This is a genomic window from Tepidimonas sp. (assembly GCF_029335975.1).
GTDB lineage: Bacteria > Pseudomonadota > Gammaproteobacteria > Burkholderiales > Burkholderiaceae_C > Tepidimonas.
In genome coordinates this window covers 1-18633 of the sequence record NZ_JARJMT020000168.1, presented here as the reverse complement: position 1 = coordinate 18633, position 18633 = coordinate 1, and the positions used below count along the sequence as shown (strand labels likewise).

18 protein-coding genes are annotated in these 18633 nt (G+C 70.7%); 1 reads left to right on the top strand and 17 read right to left on the bottom strand.

All coding sequences use genetic code 11. The annotated features are described in order from the left end of the window. Positions 1–15: 15 nt before the first annotated feature. Genes bluB through cbiE form a run of 9 tightly spaced genes read right to left on the bottom strand, consistent with a single transcriptional unit; the run spans position 16 to position 10809 of the window. Positions 16–732 (bottom strand): 5,6-dimethylbenzimidazole synthase, encoded by a 717-nt coding sequence (gene bluB, locus P3W97_RS09415; RefSeq protein WP_300846117.1) that lies wholly within the window; start codon positions 730–732, stop codon positions 16–18. 8 nt (positions 733–740) lie between these two features. Further along, entirely contained in the window at positions 741–1370 is a 630-nt protein-coding gene (locus tag P3W97_RS09410) for a VWA domain-containing protein (RefSeq protein WP_300846115.1), read from the bottom strand. Between the two features lie 32 nt (positions 1371–1402). Next, the gene (locus P3W97_RS09405; RefSeq protein ID WP_300846113.1) at positions 1403–2566 is read right to left on the bottom strand and encodes an AAA family ATPase; all 1164 of its coding nucleotides are present in this window, start codon (positions 2564–2566) and stop codon (positions 1403–1405) included. After that, positions 2545–6300: a cobaltochelatase subunit CobN gene (gene cobN / locus P3W97_RS09400; protein WP_068609323.1), complete on the bottom strand. Its 3756-nt coding sequence runs from the start codon at positions 6298–6300 to the stop codon at positions 2545–2547. Before cobN ends, P3W97_RS09405 begins: the two co-directional genes overlap by 22 nt. A 3-nt stretch (positions 6301–6303) precedes the next feature. Then, positions 6304–7383: a cobalamin biosynthesis protein CobW gene (gene cobW / locus P3W97_RS09395; protein ID WP_068609321.1), complete on the bottom strand. Its 1080-nt coding sequence runs from the start codon at positions 7381–7383 to the stop codon at positions 6304–6306. 35 nt (positions 7384–7418) lie between these two features. Then, complete coding sequence (cobO, locus tag P3W97_RS09390) at positions 7419–7988, bottom strand: cob(I)yrinic acid a,c-diamide adenosyltransferase (RefSeq protein ID WP_068609914.1); 570 nt, start codon at positions 7986–7988, stop codon at positions 7419–7421. Between the two features lie 27 nt (positions 7989–8015). Then, positions 8016–8825, bottom strand: coding sequence for a precorrin-6A synthase (deacetylating) (gene cobF / locus P3W97_RS09385; RefSeq protein ID WP_068609319.1), 810 nt, complete (start codon positions 8823–8825; stop codon positions 8016–8018). Further along, positions 8822–9595 (bottom strand): precorrin-4 C(11)-methyltransferase, encoded by a 774-nt coding sequence (gene cobM / locus P3W97_RS09380; RefSeq protein WP_068609317.1) that lies wholly within the window; start codon positions 9593–9595, stop codon positions 8822–8824. Before cobM ends, cobF begins: the two co-directional genes overlap by 4 nt. Continuing rightward, positions 9592–10809, bottom strand: a complete 1218-nt coding sequence (gene cbiE / locus P3W97_RS09375; protein WP_300846108.1) for a precorrin-6y C5,15-methyltransferase (decarboxylating) subunit CbiE — start codon at positions 10807–10809, stop codon at positions 9592–9594. The genes cobM and cbiE overlap by 4 nt, the downstream gene beginning before the upstream one ends. Here cbiE and P3W97_RS09370 point away from each other — a divergent pair. Further along, positions 10808–11593, top strand: coding sequence for a cobalt-precorrin-6A reductase (locus P3W97_RS09370; RefSeq protein WP_300846106.1), 786 nt, complete (start codon positions 10808–10810; stop codon positions 11591–11593). The genes cbiE and P3W97_RS09370 overlap by 2 nt on opposite strands. 41 nt (positions 11594–11634) lie before the next feature. Here P3W97_RS09370 and cobJ read toward each other — a convergent pair whose 3' ends face one another. The 8 genes from cobJ to P3W97_RS09330 form a co-directional block, all read right to left on the bottom strand. After that, on the bottom strand, positions 11635–12369 hold the full coding sequence (gene cobJ, locus P3W97_RS09365) for a precorrin-3B C(17)-methyltransferase (protein WP_300846105.1): 735 nt from the start codon (positions 12367–12369) through the stop codon (positions 11635–11637). Next, positions 12366–13106, bottom strand: a complete 741-nt coding sequence (gene cobI / locus P3W97_RS09360) for a precorrin-2 C(20)-methyltransferase (RefSeq protein WP_300846103.1) — start codon at positions 13104–13106, stop codon at positions 12366–12368. Before cobI ends, cobJ begins: the two co-directional genes overlap by 4 nt. After that, a complete protein-coding gene (locus P3W97_RS09355) occupies positions 13106–13750 on the bottom strand; it encodes a precorrin-8X methylmutase (RefSeq protein WP_221933920.1) in 645 nt (214 codons plus the stop codon). Before P3W97_RS09355 ends, cobI begins: the two co-directional genes overlap by 1 nt. Then, on the bottom strand, positions 13747–14979 hold the full coding sequence (locus P3W97_RS09350) for a precorrin-3B synthase (RefSeq protein ID WP_300846098.1): 1233 nt from the start codon (positions 14977–14979) through the stop codon (positions 13747–13749). Before P3W97_RS09350 ends, P3W97_RS09355 begins: the two co-directional genes overlap by 4 nt. Further along, entirely contained in the window at positions 14976–15764 is a 789-nt protein-coding gene (cobA, locus tag P3W97_RS09345) for a uroporphyrinogen-III C-methyltransferase (RefSeq protein ID WP_300846097.1), read from the bottom strand. The genes P3W97_RS09350 and cobA overlap by 4 nt, the downstream gene beginning before the upstream one ends. After that, entirely contained in the window at positions 15754–16431 is a 678-nt protein-coding gene (locus tag P3W97_RS09340) for an energy-coupling factor ABC transporter permease (protein ID WP_300846095.1), read from the bottom strand. Before P3W97_RS09340 ends, cobA begins: the two co-directional genes overlap by 11 nt. Beyond that, on the bottom strand, positions 16406–17266 hold the full coding sequence (locus tag P3W97_RS09335) for an ABC transporter ATP-binding protein (RefSeq protein WP_300846140.1): 861 nt from the start codon (positions 17264–17266) through the stop codon (positions 16406–16408). Before P3W97_RS09335 ends, P3W97_RS09340 begins: the two co-directional genes overlap by 26 nt. A gap of 62 nt (positions 17267–17328) precedes the next feature. Beyond that, entirely contained in the window at positions 17329–18390 is a 1062-nt protein-coding gene (locus P3W97_RS09330; RefSeq protein WP_300846093.1) for an iron chelate uptake ABC transporter family permease subunit, read from the bottom strand. Between the last annotated feature and the right edge of the window lie 243 nt (positions 18391–18633).

Here is an 18633-nt window from a genome sequence, read left to right as displayed (position 1 = left end):
CGCTGCGTCCCACGCTCATGCGGCGGGCGCATCGTCACGCAGCGGCAACGTGCTGGGCTGCTCCCAGCGATTTTCAAACACCACATCGCGCAGCGACAGGCGCTTCGCCCAGCGCTCGCGCTGCAACATCGGCTCATCATAGAACAAGTACACCGGGCCTAAGCACAGCAGCGCCAGCGGACGCGACCCTGGCGGACAGCCCAGCAGATCGGCAACCTGCTGCGGGTCGAAGATCGACACCCACCCCACGCCGAGCCCCTCGGCGCGCGCGGCGAGCCACAGATTTTGGATGGCACAGGCAGCGGAGGCTACATCCATCTCAGGCAAGGTGCGCCGGCCAAAGACATGCCGTTCACGCTCGGGCATCAGCACCACGGCCCACAGCTCTGCGGACTCCAGAATGCCTTCCACCTTCAGACGCGCAAACGCCTCACCGCGCTCACCGAGCGCCTGGGCCGTGCGTACCCGCTCCTGCTGCACCAGCTGATGCAAGCGTTGACGTTGCACAGGGTGCGTGATGCGGATCCAACGCCACGGCTGCATGAAGCCGACGCTGGGTGCCCAGTGCGCAGCGCGCAGCAGCCGCACCAGCACTTCGGGCTGCACGTGACCACCGGCAAAGTGACGCATGTCGCGCCGCAGTTCGATGGCGCGATAGACCGCAGCGCGCGAGGCGGGGTCGAACGCGTGCGCAGCGGTCTCGGGTTGCGAACGGGATGAGAGAAGAGACATGGCGAGCTTCAGTTCCAATCGTTCAACGCCACATGATGGGCCTGCCAATGGTGCGCCCACTGGCGAGCTTGGCCGAGCGCGGGTTGGTCGTCGTCGGCGTCCACCACCACACAAACCTCAAAAGCGGGGCGCGGCGGCTCCTGTCGCACCTGCCCGTCGGTGAGCAGCCACAGGACCCGCCGCGCGCGCCCGCCGAAGCGCCGAGCCCACGCCTGCGCCAGCGTCTCGGCGCGCTGCAGGGCTACCGTCAGCGGCGTGCCGCCGCCGCCCCTCACCGCGCGCACGGTCACCCCCAAGGCGCGCCGCGCCGGCGCGGGCGGCTGCAGCACCTGCGCGCCGTAACCGCTGGCCAGCAGTAGCGCGACATGCTGGTCGCGGCGCGCGGCGCGCTGAACCAGCAGCAGCGCCACGGTCTTGGCGCGCGCCAGACGCCCGCGGCGCAGCATCGAGCCGGATGCGTCCAACACGATCACGTGCAGGCACGCCGGCTCGGGCGGGACCGCGCGCCAGACCAGGTCGGCGGGCCTGAGCGGACGGGGCCCTTTGCGCGCGAGGGTGGCAGGCCAGTCCAACATCACCGGCGTGGCGCCGTCGCGCCGGGCGGACGCGGCGGCATGGTCAGGCGATCGCAGCCCCATCCCGGCAGGCGGCTTACGCGCGCCGGCGGGGCCTAAGGCTTTGGGACAGGCCAGCCTCCGGGCATCTGGGCCAGCGGCGGCGCCATGCCGACCGGTTGCGGCGGCAACGCACCCCAGTCAGCCTCGCCCGCCGCTGCGTGGCGCGGGGGACTCTCTCCCTGCAGCTTGCCGTCTTGCGGCGCAGACCCATCGTACGGCGCGGCAGACGTGCGCTGCGGCGCCGCTGACTGCCAAGGGGGTGTGATGGCGCTGGCTGCTCCCTCGGCAGCGGCTGCCGCCGTGCCACTGCGCCGGTGCGCCAACACCCACGGGGCCACCGCCCGCAAGTCGGCCAGGTCAATGGCGGTCTTGCCGTGCCAGGCCGCGTGGGCGCGTGCCGCTTTCAGCAGCGTTAAGTCACCGCGCAAACCGTCAGCGCCGCTTTGGAGCGCCAGCGCACAGGCTTGCACAATGAGTTCGCCCGACCAGGTCAGCGTGCCCAGCGCCTGCCGCGCGCGCTGCAAGCGCTGCTGCAAGGTCTGCTGCTGCAAATGGTGGCAGGCGACGAAGGCCGCCGGGTCGGCTTCGAACGCCAGCCGCGCTCGCACGATAGCGGCGCGCACCGCCGCAGCGTCCGGATTGCTCAGCTCGACGCACAGGCCAAAGCGATCCAGAAGCTGCGGGCGCAACTCCCCCTCCTCCGGGTTCATCGTGCCGATCAGCGCAAAGCGCGCGGCGTGGCGCTGCGAAATGCCGTCGCGTTCCACGGTGTGCACGCCGCTGGCGGCGGCATCCAACAGCACATCGGCCAGCGCATCGGGCAACAGGTTGACCTCGTCCACGTAAAGCACCCCGCCGTGTGCGCGCGCCAGCAGCCCGGGCCGCCATGTAATGCGTCCATGGCGCAGCGCATCTTGAAGTTCCAGCGTGCCGACGATCTGCTCCAGCGTAGCCCCCAGTGGTAACTGCACAAACGGGGCGCCCGGTAGCAAGTCGGCCAGCGCGCGCGCCGCGGTCGACTTGGCCGTGCCGCGTGGGCCGCGGATAAGTACCCCACCGAGCGTAGGGTCGATGGCCACCAACAACAGCGCCAGCTGCAAATCCGGTACCCCCACCAGCGCTGCAAAGGGATAGCGCGGTGTCTCTGGCGTCGTATCAGGTGGCGCAGCCGTCGTTGAGCACGCGTCCGTGGTGGTCAGATTGACGGATGTTCCCATGACTCTTCCAGCTCCAGCTGTAATTGCCGCAGGCGCTGCTGCAGCGCCACCGGAGGCGTCCAAAGCCCCTGTTCGATGGCTTGCCATAAGCGCTGCGCCATACGGCGCAAGGCCGGCAGGTTGTGCTGCCGTAAAAAGCTCTGGTTGGACTCGTTGAACAGCAGCGTCTCCGCAACCAGATCAAGCTGGTGCGCCGACACCCCCTGACCAAGCGCCGCCCAACCCAGCAAATGTTCCAGCGTGGCGGCCATCTCGGCTGCGCCCGCGTAGCCGTGCGCCTGCATGGCTTGCAGCCAGCGCGGGTGCGTCACGCGCGCGCGCACGATGCGCGCCAGCTCTTCCCGCAACGGGCGCACCCGCACCGCGGTCGTACTGCTGTCGGCGTGATAGACCGCGGGCGCTTGCCCGCGCAGGACTTGCGCGGCGGCAGCCATGCCGCCAAGGTATTCGACAAAGCCATCGATGTCCAGCGCATCGTGCTCACGGTGGTCCTGGATGTGCGCGGCCAGATCCAGGCGCGCCAACCGCCGCTCCCACGCCGCCGGCGCCGCCACCCCATGGGCTCCCCGGCCGTAGGCGTAAGCACCGCTGCCCAGGTAGGCGCGAACCAGCGCGTTCCGGTCAAACGCCGCGTCTGTTTGCGCCACCTCGCCGATGCCGGCGCCATACGAGCCCGGGCGCGGACCAAACAAGCGCCAGCTGGCCTGGCGCTGCGCTTGCGCGGGGTCCAGGCCTTGCGCGAGCAGCGCTTGTGCCTCCCGCTGCACGTGCACGCGCACGGGGTTGAGTTCGTCTGGCTCGTCCGCTGGATCGATGGCGGCCACCGCCTGCACGGCGGTGTCGAGCAAATCGATCAGGTGCGCAAACGCGTCGCGGAACAAGCCCGAGACCCGCAGCGTCACGTCCACCCGCGGATAGGGCCGCAGCGACGCCGGCAGAACCTCCACCTCGATCACGCGGCCACTGCCTTCATCCCAGCGTGGCCGCACACCCAACAGGGCCAGCGCCGTGGCCACGTCCTCGCCGCCTGTGCGCAAGGTGGTGGTGCCCCACAGCGACAAGCCGATGGCGCTGGGAAACACTCCGTGATCTTGGGCGTAGCGCTCAATGAGTCGCGCCGCGATGCGCTGACCGCTGTCCCACGCCGCTGGGGTTGGTAGGCTGCGCGGGTCGCTAGCATAAAAATTGCGCCCTGTGGGAAGCGCATCGATGCGTCCGCGTGACGGCGCCCCGCTGGGGCCTGGCGGCACAAACCGGCCATGCAGTCCGCGTAGCAGTTGTGTTGTCTCATTGGATCCGCAAGCATCCAGCCGCGGCGCGAGATACTGCCAGACCCAGCGCAGCACCTGCTGAGCGCGCGGGCCGGCCTGCCGCTCGGCCAGCGCTGGATCTTGCAGCCACGCCAGCGCCAGCTGGTGCAGCCGCTGGCGCGTGTGGCCGGCGTGGCGCCATGGTCCGCCGGGGTCGATGGCCCGCAGCAGCGCCGGGCGCGGCCCGCGCCAGGGCTCGGCGGGGTCTGCTTGCAGCGGGTCGAAGCCGTCCAGCCCCAAATCTTGCGCCATGGCACGCAGCAGGCTGTCGTCCTGCGCGCGGTTGCCGCGCGGCTGGCGCAGGAAGGCCAGCAGGGTTTGCGCACGCGTCAAGCCTTGGGGCGAAGTGCCCCATACGTGCAAGCCAGCACGAAGTTGGCTTTCCTTGATTTCGCAGAGGTAGGCATCTAGACGTTGCAGCCACTGCGCCAGCACCGCCGCATCCCGCGGATCGCCCTGCAAACCCAGCTCCTCGTGCACGCCCAGCCGCAACGTTTCGTCCACGATCGCTTGACGCAGCCGCCGCGCGCGTGGGGGATCCATCGTCAGCGCATCGTAATACTCCTCCACCATGCGCTCCAGCGGGAGCAGGGTGCCGCTGTCCTGCGCGTCGGCCAGCGGCGGCATCAGGTGGTCGATGATCACCGCCTGCGTGCGCCGCTTGGCCTGCACGCCTTCGCCCGGATCGTTCACGATGTAGAGGTAGAGGTGCGGCAGCGGTCCCAGCAGCCGCTGCGGCCAGCACAGCGGACCCAGTGCCACGCTTTTGCCCGGCAGCCACTCCAGGTTGCCGTGCGTGCCGACTTGCACGACGGCATCCACTTGCCAAACCTCGCGCAACCAGAGGTAAAACCCCACGTGGGCGTGCGGCGGCACCTGCTCGGCATCATGGTAGGCAGCGCGACGCTGCCTCGGGTCGCGTGGGGGCTGCAGGCCGATGAACACCTGACCCAACCGAATACCGGGAATCATCAGCCGGCCAGCGCGCGCCATCGGATCGCGCTCGGGTGCCCCCCACCGCTGCTGTAGCGCTTCGACCAGCGGTGCCGGCCACGCCTCCAGCATTCGCCTGTAGTCGGTCAGCGCCAGGCTTTGCCAAGCCGGGCGTGCATCGTTGTCGTCGATAGCGTGCGTGACGCCGCTGCGCAGCCAGCGCATCAGCTCGTCACCGTCACGCGGCAACGCGGGACCATCGCCCAGGTCATAGCCATTGCGGTGCAACGCCTGCAACATGCGCACGACCGAGGCCGGTACGTCCAGCCCCAGCGCCATGCCGATGCGGGCGTCGTCGCTCGGGTAGTCAGTCAGCACCACGGCCAGCCGCACCTGGGAGCGCTCTAATCGGCGCAGCCGACACCAGCGCCAAGCTAGCTCGGCGACCCAATCGATGGCCTCAGTGTCGGCGGCATAGCGGATCAAATCGATCTGGGTGCGTGGGTCGTGGCACTGCACCGCTTTGAAGCTGATGGCGCGGGTGGCGATGCGACCGTCGAGCTCTGGCAGCACCACTTGCATGGCCATGTCGCGCGGCGGCAGACCGTGCGGGTCGTCGTTCCAGTGCTGGCGCGTCACGCCCGCGGTGATAAGCTGCAGCACCGGAGCGTCGCCCGCCAGTGTCTGGCCATCCTCCAAACCAAGGGCGAAAGCCGTGGCGTTTAGCACCAAATCCACACCGCCACCCTCCGCCAGGTCATGCAGGCGTTGGCGCACCTGGGGGTTTTTCAGGCTGTCCACGGCCCAAGCGCGCGCACGCAGCCCCCGCGCGTGCAGCGCACGCAGCAAGGCATCGAAAGGCCCTGTGTTGCTGGCCTGGACATGGGCGCGGTAAAACAGCAGCAGCGCCTGCGGCGCGTCGGGAGCCACCGGCGGCAAGTCCGCGACTTGGTGCTCCACGATAGACGGCAGCGGCTGCGGCGGCGTGTAGGGTTGTTCCTTCAACCCTAGGGCGCGCTGTCCGATCAGGGCCCAAAAGCGCGCGGCGTTGGCTTGTCCACCGTAGCGCAGCGCGCGCCAAAGCGTGCGCGCGTCATCCCAGTCCACGGTACCTTGCGCCAGCAGCTGCGGATCGTCCTGTCCGTCGCCGGAAAACACCGCTAGCCACTGCCCGCGCTGACGCGCCAGCGCCGCGCAGCGCTCCACCAGATAAGCCCAGTCGTGGTAAGCCCCCAGGTGATCGATGATCACCGCGCGCGCGTGCTGCAGCACGTCCTCCACGTAGAGATCCACCGTCGCCGGCTGGCGCAGCGCCATCAGATTGGCCAGCCGCACTTCGGGGTAGTCTTTCGGCAGCACCGAAGCCAGCAGCGACAGCGTGGTATCGGCGGCGCTGAGCACCACCACGGGCGCAGGGGTTTGCGCCAGCCGCACGACCGCGCCGCTGGTGTCGTCGATAAAGCCGCCGGCACGGGTGGCCAACAAGTGCATGGGTCACACTCCGGCCGACGTGGATGACTCCGCCAGCAACCCAGCCTGGCGCAGATCGGCGCGCAGCGCGGCCTCGTCGAGCCCTAGCCCGATGCAAACCAGGACGCTGCAGCGCGGCTCGCCCACGCGCCACGGGCGGTCGAAGTGGCTGTCCAGCCGCGGACCCACACCCTGCACCACCAGCCGCAGCGCCGCCTGCGGCAGCGCCACGAACCCCTTAATGCGCAGCAGGCCGTGACGCGCCACCAGCGTCGAAAGCGTCTGCAGCAGGTGTTGCCTGTCGCGCACGTCCAGCGCCAGCACCACGGATTGAAAGGCGTCGTGGTCGTGGTCGTCGTCCTCATCGTCGTGGTGGGTGAGGCGGCTTTCGATCACTTCTTCCACAGCGCGGCCCAAGCCCAGCAGCACCTCGGGCGGCACTTGGCCGTGCCGCGCCACCACGGTCTGCACCGCCGCCGGCGAGCGCGCCGCCACCATCGCGCGCACGCGCTGCAGGGTATCGGCATCGACCCGTTCGACTTTGTTGAGCACGACTAGGTCGGCGGTGGCCAGCTGATCCTCAAAGAGCTCGGCCAACGGCGTGTCGTGGTCAAGCTCCGGGTCGGCGCGACGCTGCGCTTCGACCGCCTGTGGGTCAGACGCAAAACAACCCTGCGCCACCGCCGGCACATCAACCACGGTGACCACCGCATCGACGGTGAAAGCGTGCCGGATAGTGGGCCACTGAAACGCCTGCACCAGCGGTTTGGGCAGCGCCAGGCCGGAGGTTTCAATCACCACGTGATCAATCAGGTCGCGGCGCTGGGCGAGCAGTTCCATCACCGGAGCAAATTCTTCTTGCACCGTGCAACACAGGCAGCCGTTGGCCAGCTCGATGACCTGGCCGTTTTCCGCGCCGGTCTCGTCGCAGCCGATGCCACAGCCTTTGAGCAATTCACCGTCGATGCCGAGCTCGCCAAACTCGTTGACGATGACGGCGATGCGCCGCCCCTGCGCGTGGGTCAGCAGATGGCGCAGCAGCGTGGTCTTGCCGGCGCCAAGAAAGCCGGTGATGATGGTGGCAGGGGTTTTGTCAAGATTCATGACTTGAAATGTCGTAAAGAAAAATGCCAAAGAGGTCAATCTTCAATGCCACGCTGCGCTGGCACGCCGGCATCGAAGTGGTGCTTGTGCTTGACCATTTCGGTGACGGTGTCGGCCAAGTCGATGAGCTCCTGGGGCGCGTGGCGCCCAGTGAGCACCACCGTCATCTCGGTCGGGCGCTGACGCAGCGCGTCCAGTACCGCCTCCAGTGGGATCCAGCCGTAGCGCAGCGGGTACATGATTTCGTCGAGCACCACCATGAAATGCGCGCCTGCGCGGATCACCGCCTCGGCGCGCGCCCATCCTTGGCGCGCCAGCTCGGCGGAGTGCTCAAGGTCACGGCTTTTCCAGCTAAATCCATCCCCCAGCCCTTCGATCGGAATGCCGAGTTGCTCGAAAACGCGGTGCTCACCGAAGCGGGCGCTGGGCACTTTCATGAATTGAAAAATCTTGACGGCCTTGCCGCGTCCGTGCGCACGCAGCGCCAGGCCGAAGGCCGCGGTGCTTTTGCCTTTGCCATGGCCGGTGTGCACGATGATGAGGCCGCGGCGCGGACCTTGCGGCTTGGGGGTGGTGCGCAGCAGCGGGGGGGTCTGCAGTTCCATCGGTTCCATCTCCAGAGGTTGCGGAGGTCAGCAGTCGTCGGCGCCACGACGCTTGAGCAGGTAGATATCCAGCATCCAGCCGTGCGCCTGCCGCAAGGCCGCGCGGGCGCGCGCGATGCGCGGACCGGCTTGCGGCAGCGGGCCGCTGTCCAAGGTTTGCTGCGGCAGCCCGAGGTAAGCGCCCCACCAGATGTGCCATGCGTACGGGTCGGGCAGCGCCTCAAAAGCCGTGCCGCCATCAAGCATGACGGCCAGCGCCGGCACGTCCGCAGGGCAGCCGTGCTGGCGCAGCCACCGTCCTGAAGTGATCAACACCGGGCTAGCCAGCTCATTGAGCGGCACGGCATGCGCGGCGGCAAGCGCCTGCAGGGCGCTGATGCCGGGCACCACCTCCCATTCAAGCGGCAGCTCGCGCGCCACACGCTGGGCGATGCGCATCGAGCTGTCGAATAAGGCCGGATCGCCCCAGATCAGCACACCTGCTTGCCCGCCTTGAGGCAGGTGCTCACGCAGCGCTTGCGTCCAGGCTCGGGCCAGTGCGTCGTGCCAGCGCCGCACAGCGTCGAGATAGCGCGGTGTGTCGGCGGCATCGGCGCCTTCACGCGAGGGCACGGCGTAGCGCGCCACGCGCGGACCGCCACCCGCCTCGGCGTCGAAGTCGGGGCGCACCGTCTGCAGCAGGCGCAGCCGCGCCGCGGCCAGCTCGGCCTTATCTTCGCCTTTGTCCGGCAGCAACAACAGATCGACGCGGCGCAGCGCCTGCTCGCCCTGGAGCGTCAGGTGCGCAGGGCTACCCATGCCCATGCCAATGAGGCTCAACCGCCAGCGCGGACTCATGCAGCATCCTCCGCGGACGTGGCCCGGCGATAGCGGCGCTCGTAATCCGGCGCATACAGGCGGCTGCGGCCAAAGCCGTCTTGGGCCAGATTGCGCCCGACCAGGATCAGCGCGGTGCGCTCCAGCCCACCCTGCGCGGCCTGCACCAGCTCGCCCAGCGGCGCGCGCACGATCCGCTCATCCGGCCAACTGGCGCGCCAGACCACTGCTGCCGGGCAGTCGCCGCCGTAGTGCGGCAGCAGTGTCTGCACCACTGGCTCCAGCACGTGGATGCTCAGGTGGATCGCCAGCGTGGCCCCGGTGGCGGCCAAGACCTCCAAACGCTCGCCATCTGGCACCGGGGTGGCGCGCCCGTGGGCGCGGGTCAGCACGACCGTTTGGCTGCCGCCGGGCAAGGTCAACTCGCAGCCCAAGGCCGCCGCCGCGGCAGCAAAGGACGGCACTCCAGGCGTGATCGTGTACGGAATGCCTTCGGCCCGCAGCGCGCGCAACTGCTCTGCCATCGCCGACCACACCGACAAGTCGCCCGAGTGCAACCGAGCCACGTCCTGCCCGCAGGCATGGGAGGCGCGGATTTCCTCCAGGATTTGCTCCAGCGACAGCGGCGCGGTGTCGATCAAGCGCGCCTGCGGCGGGCAGTACGCCAGTACCTGCGGCGGCACCAACGAGCCGGCATACAGGCACACCGGACAGCGGGCGATCAACTCGCGCGCGCGCAGCGTCAGCAGATCGGGCGCGCCCGGCCCGGCACCGATGAAATGCACGGTCATGTCACATCTCCTCCAAGTTCGACAGCTGATGCCTGCCACGCCCACTGCCACTGTGGCCGCCACGGCACCCAGCCCTGTTGCGCCCCAAGGGGTTGCGCCTCGGCCAGGACGATCTGGCGCAGCTGGCCACCGTGGCGCTCATGCAACTGCGCCAACAAGGCTTGGGTGGCGGTGGTCACGGCGTTGACAACCACCCGGCAGCCCGCAGGCAGCCGAGGCCGCAGTGCATGCCACAGTGCTGCGTCCATGCCGCCGCCGATGAACACCGCCTGCGGCTCGGGCAGCTGCGCCAGCGTCGCCAAGGTCTCGCTCGACCAGACGCGCAGGCGTGGGGTTAGGCCGAAGCGCTCGGCGTTGCGCTGCACGCGCTCGGCACGCACCGCGTCGCGCTCCACCGCCTCGGCCACACCGCCAGCCAGGCACCACTCGATGCTGATTGAGCCGCTGCCGGCACCCAAGTCCCACAACCGCTGCCCAGGGCGCGGCGCCAGCGCCTGCAGCGTCAACGCCCGCATCGGCGCTTTGGTGAGCTGGCCGTCGTGCTCGAACAGCGCATCGGGCAAACCGACGCAGGCGGGCAAGCCTTCCGGGCCATCGTGCAAGTCCAGCGCCAGCGCCAGCGGCGCTTGCAGGCCAGCTGGCGCGCCGTCCCGGATCGAGAAACGCTCGATGCGCTGCCGCGGCCCGCCCAGCCGTTGCAATGCCCAGGCGGTGCTGGCGCCAAAGCCTTCTTCGCGCAGCAGCACCACCGCTGCCTGCAACGCCGCCTCGTCGCGCAGCAGGCACAGCAGACGCCGCCCCCGCCCCAGGTGCGGCCAAAGCGCGCGCAGCGGTTGCGCGTGCAACCCAAGGCAGCGCACCTCCTCCAAAGGCCAGCCCAAGGCGCTAGCGGCCCACGCAAATGTTGAGGGCGCGGGGATAGCTTGCCACTCCTGGCGCGGCAAGGCGCGCGCCAGCACGCTGCCTGCGCCAAACCAGAACGGATCGCCCGAGACCAGCGCCACCACCGGCTGGCCGCGCCAGGCCAGCAGCGGGGCGATGTCAAACGGCACCGGCCACGGCTCGGCGCGCTCGGGCTCGATGCCGGCCAGCGCCAGATGGCGCGGCCCGCCGAAGACGCGCCGCGCCTGCGCCAGCAAACGCCGGCTAGACTCGCTGCAACCGTGCAGACCATCCTCGCCGATGCCGATGATCGACAGCCACGCTTCAGCCATGCATGTCCTCCTGCTTGGCGGCACCACCGAAGCCTCGCAGCTGGCGCAGGCGCTGGCCCGCGCTGGCGTGCCGGCGACGTTTTCCTATGCGGGCCGCACCGCGCAGCCGATCGCGCAGCCGCTGCCAACCCGCGTGGGCGGCTTTGGCGGCCCCGATGGGCTGGCGAGCTATTTGCGCGAGCAGCGCATCACGCACGTGATCGACGCCACGCACTCCTTTGCCGCGCAGATGAGCCGCCACGCCATCCAAGCCTGCGCGCAGGCCGGCGTGCCGCTGCTGGCGTTGCAGCGCCCGCCGTGGCGTCCCGGCCCCGGCGACCGCTGGCACCGCGTGCCCGACTTGGATGCTGCTCTGCGCGCGCTGCCCGCTGCGCCGAGCCGCATCTTTCTGGCCATCGGGCGTCAGCACGTGCAGCCGTTCTTGCAGCGCACGCCGCACTGGTATCTGCTGCGCATCGTCGAACCCGGGCTTGAAGTGCCGACGCAGCGCGGCGCGGTGGTGGTGCAGCGCGGCCCCTATACGCTGGAGGGCGACCTGGCGCTGCTGCGCACCCACCGCATCGAATGGGTCGTAGCCAAAAACTCCGGCGGCGAGGGTGGGCAGGCCAAGCTGCTGGCCGCGCGCGCCCTGGGCCTGCCGGTGCTGCTGATCGAACGTCCGGCGCTGCCGCCGCGGCCGATCGCGAAGACCGTCGCCGAAGCCTTGCAATGGCTCGGGCTGCCCGCGCACGAGAGCCTCGACACCCCAAGCGCCGCCCCACCCGCAGACACCCCTCCGGTTTGAGCCGCGCCGATGCAGCCTCCGACATCCCCTGCCCCGCTGCATCAATCGGCCCTCCGCGGGGTGTAGAGATAGGGCCCGACCATGCGCGTGGCGCGGCTGCCGACGATGACCAAGGTGCGCATGTCGGCCATGTCCGGCTGCACCTGCGCCAGCGGCAGGTGCCGCACCGATTCCTGTGGCGTGAAGACCGCGCGCGCCAACCCCACCCAACGCTGCGGCTCGCAGTGCTGGCGCAGCACCGCCAGCGCACGGGCAAAACCTTCAGGCCGGCTGCGCGAGCGCGGGTTGTAAAGCGCCAGCACCAGATCAGCCTGCACCGCCAGCGCGAGCCGCCGCTCGATCAGCGCCCACGGCTTGAGGTTGTCGCTCAGGTTGATGGCGCAAAAATCGTGCCCCAGCGGCGCGCCCAGCCGCGCCGCCACCGCCAGCATCGCCGTCACCCCAGGCAGCACGCGCACGTCCAGCTGCTGCCAGGCTGGCTCGGTCTCCATGGCCTCGAACACCGCCGCAGCCATGGCAAACACCCCCGGGTCGCCTGAGGAGACGATCACCGCTCGCCGCCCCGCCTGCGCCAGCCGCAGCCCGTGGCGCGCGCGCTCGAGCTCTTCGCGGTTGTCGCTGGCGTGATGCGCTTGATCCGCCCGCCGCGGCACGCGCGCCAAGTAAGGTCGGTAGCCCAGCACGTCGGTGGCCTCCTGCAGCGCCTGCTGCACCTGCGGGGTGATCAGCGCTGCATCCCCCGGCCCTAAGCCGGCCACGCAGAGCCAGCCGCTCATGCCTCGATCTCCGGCCGGCGGCCCTGCCCCGGCACCAGCACCAGGGCGAAATAGGGGCACTGGGCCTGTTCGTCCACGCTGGCCAGCGGCTGGACCTGCTGCCCATCCATCGTGCCTTCCTGCACCAGCCATGCCCGCGCCAGCAGGCCAGCCCGCTGCAGCGCCCGCCGCACCCGACTGAGATGGCGGCCGACTTTCATGACCACCAGTGCGTCGGCCTGCTGCATGTGCCGCACCAACTCGTCCTCAGGCAGCGTGCCCATCAGAACGGTCAACACATCTTCGCCCCAGGCCATCGGCTGGCCGCAGACCGACCAGCAACCGACCATACCCGGCAACCCCGGCACCACCTCCACCGGCACGTGGCCACGGCGGCGCAGTCGCTCATAGAGGTGCATGAATGAGCCGTAGAAAAACGGATCGCCCTCGCACAGCACCACGACGTCGTTCTGCGCGGCCAGCGCCTCCAGACGCTCAACCCAGTGGTCATAAAAGCGGGCCAGCAGATCGATGTAGGCCGGGCTGTCGAACGGCAGCTCGGTGGTGACGGGGTACTCCATCGCATGCTCCACCGCCTGCGGCGCCAGCCAGGTCAGGGCGATGCGCCGCGCGCGTCCGGGGCGGCCAGACTTGCGGAAATAGGCCACCTGACGAGCCTGGGAGAGCCAACGCTGGGCACGCACCGTCACCAACTGCGGGTCGCCCGGCCCCAAACCGACGCCAACGATGCGCCCCATCAGTGCTCCTCCTCGCTGGCCAGTGCATTGATCGCCGCCGCGACAATGGCCGAGCCGCCCAGACGCCCGTGCACCGTCAGCGCCGGTGCGGGCGGCTGCGCCATCAACGCCGCTTTGGATTCTGCCGCCCCGACGAACCCCACCGGACAGCCCAAAATGGCCGCGGGGCGCGGGCAGTCGGGCTCGCGCAGCATTTCCAGCAGCCGAAACAGGGCCGTAGGCGCGTTGCCGATAACCACCACCGCGCCGGCCAGATGGGGCCGCCACAGCTCCAGCGCCGCCGCGCTGCGCGTGGTGCCCAGCCGCTGCGCCAGGGTACCGACCTGCGGATCGTGCAGCGTGCACAGCACCGGGTTGTCAGCTGGCAGACGGCGGCGCGTGATGCCGGCGGCCACCATCTGCGCGTCGCACAGAATCGGCGCACCGCTGCACAGCGCGGCGCGGGCCGCCGGCACCAGATCGGGCGTGAAAGCCACGTCCTTGGCCAGCTCCACCAGGCCGCAGGCGTGGATCATGCGCACCACCACCGGCTCTTGCCGGGCATCGAAGCGGGCCAGGTCGGCCTCCGTGCGGATGATGGCAAACGAGCGTCGGTAGATCGCCGCGCCATCGCGTTCGTAATCGTCAAACAGCTCTTGTGTCATCGTACAAGCCACCCTTCTGCCTGCCCATGACCGACATGCCGCCCGGCGCTTCGGCGCACCGCGTCGATAAGCGGCGCAAGTGCACCCCAGTGCGCATCGGCCGCGGCATCGGCCCGCCCCCATCCGATCCAATCCCAGCCGTCGGGACGCACGCGTACCGTGGGCGCTGGATAGGGATGCGCGCAACCTTTGGCGCAACCGCTGACGTGTAACCAGCCCTCGTTTGGCAAGTACGCGGCCAACAGCCCGGCCAACGGCAGCGTGCCACCCGAAGCCTGCACGCAGCCGGGGGCGCCGACGCAAGCGGCCACGCGCAGACGCGGGTCTGTCGCATCGGTGATCCACGCTTCGTCCGGCGGGGCCAGGGCGTGGCGTTCCAGCAACACGGCGCGCCACGGCGTCAGCCGCAACGGTGCCAGCTGCGCCAGCCGCGCCCACGCCGCGGCGCTGAGTCGCCCAAACGGCGCAGCCACCCAGGCCATACCCGGCGGCAGCGTGGCCCACCAAGGCTCAAGCGCTTGTGAGTTGGCATTGATCGGGGCTGGAGACAGAGGCTCACTCGCGGGCCGGCGCCGCTGCGCCATCCAAGCGGCCATGCGACGCGGAGCACCAGGCCCGTGAGCGTGTTTGGCGAACCACGCCGCCAGCGCCATCGCTTCCTCAGCCGCACGCTTCAGGGGCACAGCCACGCCATGCAGGCTGCCATCGGGCCGCACGAGCACCCAACCATCCTGCAGGGGCTCGATGCGCACGTCGGCGCTGGCGGCGCGCAGGCAGGGGCGCTTGCCCAGATCGACGGCAAAGCCGAACTTGGCTGGCAGCCGCGGGGCATCGGGCTGGCGCAGCAGCTTGAGCAGCCCACGCGCCACCCGGTGCGTGGCATCGCCCGGTTGCCAGCACGGCTGCACCAGCACGTTGCGCCGCGCTTCTTGCATGGCGTCCCTGTCAAGCAGGCCCAGCGCCCGCAGGCCGCTCAGCAGCGCGGTGTGCTGAGCCGGCCGCACGCCGCGCCATTGCAAATGGGCGCGCTGGGTCAACTCGATGACATCGAGCCGCTGCGCCTGCATCAGGGCCGCCAGCCCCTCAGCCTGCCGCCGCGACAGCCGCCCCATCGGCACGCGGATGCGCAGGATCCAGCCATCGCCCGATGGCATCGGACGCCAGGCTCCCGGGCACCAGCCGCGGCGCAGCGCCTCTCGGTTTTGGCCCGCGTCAAGTTTGCTTCTCATCGCGCCAGCTCCTCCCACGGAGCTGCTGCCTGCGCCCGGTAGTGCGGGCTCAAGGCCACCGTCGGGCCGATGATCAACAGCCCAGGCCGCGGCCCATATGGCGGGGCCTGGCTGGCCAACACCTGCAGCGGACAAGCCAGCACGGTTTGGGTCGGACGCGTGCCGTCCAGCACCAGTGCCGCTGGCGTATCCGGCGGCAGTCCATGCGCCATGAGGCGCTCGGCGATGCGCGCCAGCCGCGCCACTCCCATGTAAAACACCAAAGTCTGGGCGGGACGAGCCAGCGCCGCCCAGTCATAGCCGACGTCGCCGCTGTCACCGTGCCCCGGCAAGAAGACGCACAGGCTGGCTAGCCCTCGCTGCGTCAGCGGGATACCCGCTGCGGCCCCGCAGCCCTGCGCCGCGCTGACCCCAGGCACGATCTCAAACGGCACCGCCGCGGCGCACAGCGCCTGCATCTCCTCGCCGCCGCGACCAAAAATGAACGGATCGCCGCCCTTTAACCGCACGACGCGGCGGCCTGCGCGGGCGTGCGCCACCATCAGCGGGTGGATGTCGGACTGCGGCAGCGTGTGCCGACCGCGCGCTTTGCCGACGTCGTAGCGCAGCGCCCGCGCCGGGATTTCGGCCAGGATGTCGGCGCCGATCAGGCGGTCGTGGATGACCACTTCGGCGCGACGCAGCCGATCCAGGGCGCGCAGGGTGAGCAAATCCAACGGCCCAGGGCCGGCGCCGACGATCGACACCCACCCCGGCGCCATCGGCACCGCAGCCTCAAGCAGCATGGTAGAGCCGGCGCTGCACCGCCACGCTGCGCTTCAGCGCGTGCAGAGCTTTGGCTGCCGCCAGCACCGCCAGGTCGATCAGCGGCTCCGCCACGATCACCGCCACATACGCCGCGCCAAACGCGCCGATGTTGGCCAGGTTGTCCGCCTCGAGGCCATGACCATACAGCGCCCAGAACGCCACCCAAGCCACGATGCCGCCCTGATAGGCCACGGACAGCTTGAGCGCCTGCGCGTAGCGCAGATCGACGTAGGCCACCTGCTGCGGGATGACCCGCTGCGCCAGCGCCGCGGTGGCATACAGCGGCACCAACAGCGTGGTGACGTTCATCCCGTATTGCGGCAAATCCGCCGGCGCAAAAAACAGCCCCTGAATCAGCAACCCACCGGCCAGCCCCAAGGCGGCCGGCGCCACCCCAAAAAGCAGCAGCAAGGTGGTGCCCAGGATCAGGTGCACCTCCGAGACGCCGACCGGATGGTGCGGCAGCACCTCGAAAAAGCAAAACACCAGGGCGGTGGTCAACAGCGAGCGCAGCAGCAAAGCCTGCGCCCCCTCCTGTCGCAGCATGTCCCAAGCCAGCTTGCCAGCCCATGCCAAAGCAGCGGTGCCGGTAGCGTACCCCAGCAACGCTTTGCTGCCTTCAACGATTCCAGGTTCGATGTGCATGACAGACCTCCTTAGAGATGAATGCGCCCGGGTGGGCGCGAGCGGCCCCGGCGGCGCAGCCGCCTTCGGCCCCAACAGGCACCTTGGGCACCACAACCCAACGCGCCCCAACATCGCCCGCAACAGTGGTCTCAACGTCCAGCGCCTGCACCGCGACGCGCTGCTCGAACACCCGCTCCAGCGCACGGTGCGTGGCCGGATCGTCCGCCGGCCCTTGATGGCGCACGCGGCCGGCGTCCAGGATCAGCAGCTCGTCGGCGTGCAGCGCCATGTTGAGCTCATGCAACACGGTCACCACCGTCTGCCCCTGGCGCGTGAGCGCGCGCACCAGCGCCAGCCAGTCGGCCTGGTGCGGCGGATCCAGGTGCGCCAGCGGCTCGTCCATCAGCAGGATCGGCGCCTGCACCGCCAGCAGCCGCGCCAGCAGCACGCGCTGGCGCTGCCCGCCGGAAAGCTGCGCCAAGGGCCGCGCGCGCCAGTCCCACGCCTGCGTCTGGCGCAGCGCCTGCTCCACCGCCGCGCGGTCGGCCGCGCTCGCGGCGGCCAGCCACGGCTGGTGCGGCAGGCGGCCCAGCATCGCCACGTCCCAGGCGGTCAGGTCGTCGCCGCCCGGCTCGGCCTGCCCGAGCCACGCCACCGTGCGGGCGCGCGCCCGGCGCGGCCAGTCCTGCAGCGCCCGCCCCAGCAGCTCGACGCGCCCACCGTGCAGCGGCAGCAGGCCCGCCAGCGCCTTCAGCAGCGTGGACTTGCCGGCGCCGTTGGGGCCCACGAGGCAGGTCCAGCGCCCGCGCGGCAGCGCCGCCGTCACGCCGTGCAACACGGGGTGGCGGCCCAGCCGGACGCTGACCCCCTGCGCAGCCAGCGCCACGGGGTGGGATGGATTGACCACGTCGCCCCTCATGCCCCCTGCCCCCGCAGCCGCCCGCGGTGCATCAGCCACAGCAGGTAGCCGCCGCCCAGCACCGCGGTCAGCACGCCCACCGGCAGCTCCTGCGGCGCCAGCCATCCACGCGCCAGCGTGTCGGCCGCCAGCAGCAGCGCGCCGCCCATCGCGGCGGCCAGCGCCATCAGCCAGCCGTGCGTCGTCGGCACCAGCGCGCGCACCAGGTGCGGCGCCGCGAGTCCCACGAAGGCGATCAGCCCGGTCTGCGCCACGGCGCTGGCGGTGGCCAGCGCCAGCACCGCCACCAGCGCCAGACGCAGCGTCGCCAGCGGCATGCCGAGGCTCGCGGCGGTGGCCTCGCCGAGCGCCAGCGCGTCCAGTGCGCGCGCCAGCAGCGTCGCCGCCGCGGTGCACAGCGCGGCGGCGGCCAGCATCAGCCCCGCCGAGGGCCAGCCGACGAACGCCGTGGAGCCGAGCAGAAACGCCTGCATCGCCTGCAGCGCATCCGGCGCCAGCAGCAGCACGGCCTGCGTGCCGGCCCCCAGCACCACGCCGACCACCACCCCCGCCAGCAGCAGCCGCAGCGTGTGCTGCACGCCGCGCGCCAGCGCCAGCGTCAGCAGCACCGCCGCCAGCGCCCCGACGAACGCCGCCCCGGTCAGGCCCAGCCGCACCCACAGGCTCGACGACAGCACGCTCCAGCCGGGGGCGCCCGCCCCTCCAAGCATGCCGGCCGAACCGCCCAAGGCCACCAAGGCGAGTGCCACTGCCAGCGACGCCCCCGCCGCGCTGCCGAGCAGGAACGGGTCGGCCAGCGGGTTGCGGAACAGCCCCTGCGCCACCGCGCCCGCCACCCCGAGCAGCGCCCCGGCGGCCCCGGCGCCCCGCGCGCGCGGCAGCCGACTCTCCCACACGCACTGCGCGGCCAGCGCCGCCTGCCCCTCGTTCGGCGGCGATGCGAGCAACGTCCTCACCGGCTCCAGCCCCTGGCTGCCGACGCTGACCGCCAGCGCCAGCAGCCCCGCCGCCGCCGCGAGCAGCGCGAGCAACACCCCGGCGGCGCGGCGCGCGTTCACGGGCGTCCTCCCGCCACGGCGGCCGCGGCATGACCCGCGGCAGCGCCCGTCGCCTCCCCCTGCGCGCCGCGGCCGGCGGCGGCGCGCGCCAGGCAGTCGGCCATCAGTCGCGGCGCCGCCGCCCAGCGCGGGGCGGGGCGGCCCCCCGCAAGAGACTGGGGGGGGGCGGAGGGACCTACCCCCCCCGGGGGCCCCGCGCGCCGGGGCGGCCCGCCCGGCCCCGGCGCGCGGGGCGCGGCGGCG

Coding starts and splice junctions, on each gene's coding strand:
- bluB (WP_300846117.1), bottom strand. CDS start 732: ATGTCTCTTCTCTCATCCCGTTCGCAACCCGAGACCGCTGCGCACGCG.
- P3W97_RS09410 (WP_300846115.1), bottom strand. CDS start 1,370: ATGGGGCTGCGATCGCCTGACCATGCCGCCGCGTCCGCCCGGCGCGAC.
- P3W97_RS09405 (WP_300846113.1), bottom strand. CDS start 2,566: ATGGGAACATCCGTCAATCTGACCACCACGGACGCGTGCTCAACGACG.
- cobN (WP_068609323.1), bottom strand. CDS start 6,300: ATGCACTTGTTGGCCACCCGTGCCGGCGGCTTTATCGACGACACCAGC.
- cobW (WP_068609321.1), bottom strand. CDS start 7,383: ATGAATCTTGACAAAACCCCTGCCACCATCATCACCGGCTTTCTTGGC.
- cobO (WP_068609914.1), bottom strand. CDS start 7,988: ATGGAACTGCAGACCCCCCCGCTGCTGCGCACCACCCCCAAGCCGCAA.
- cobF (WP_068609319.1), bottom strand. CDS start 8,825: ATGAGTCCGCGCTGGCGGTTGAGCCTCATTGGCATGGGCATGGGTAGC.
- cobM (WP_068609317.1), bottom strand. CDS start 9,595: ATGACCGTGCATTTCATCGGTGCCGGGCCGGGCGCGCCCGATCTGCTG.
- P3W97_RS09370 (WP_300846106.1), top strand. CDS start 10,808: ATGCATGTCCTCCTGCTTGGCGGCACCACCGAAGCCTCGCAGCTGGCG.
- cbiE (WP_300846108.1), bottom strand. CDS start 10,809: ATGGCTGAAGCGTGGCTGTCGATCATCGGCATCGGCGAGGATGGTCTG.
- cobJ (WP_300846105.1), bottom strand. CDS start 12,369: ATGAGCGGCTGGCTCTGCGTGGCCGGCTTAGGGCCGGGGGATGCAGCG.
- cobI (WP_300846103.1), bottom strand. CDS start 13,106: ATGGGGCGCATCGTTGGCGTCGGTTTGGGGCCGGGCGACCCGCAGTTG.
- P3W97_RS09355 (WP_221933920.1), bottom strand. CDS start 13,750: ATGACACAAGAGCTGTTTGACGATTACGAACGCGATGGCGCGGCGATC.
- P3W97_RS09350 (WP_300846098.1), bottom strand. CDS start 14,979: ATGAGAAGCAAACTTGACGCGGGCCAAAACCGAGAGGCGCTGCGCCGC.
- cobA (WP_300846097.1), bottom strand. CDS start 15,764: ATGCTGCTTGAGGCTGCGGTGCCGATGGCGCCGGGGTGGGTGTCGATC.
- P3W97_RS09340 (WP_300846095.1), bottom strand. CDS start 16,431: ATGCACATCGAACCTGGAATCGTTGAAGGCAGCAAAGCGTTGCTGGGG.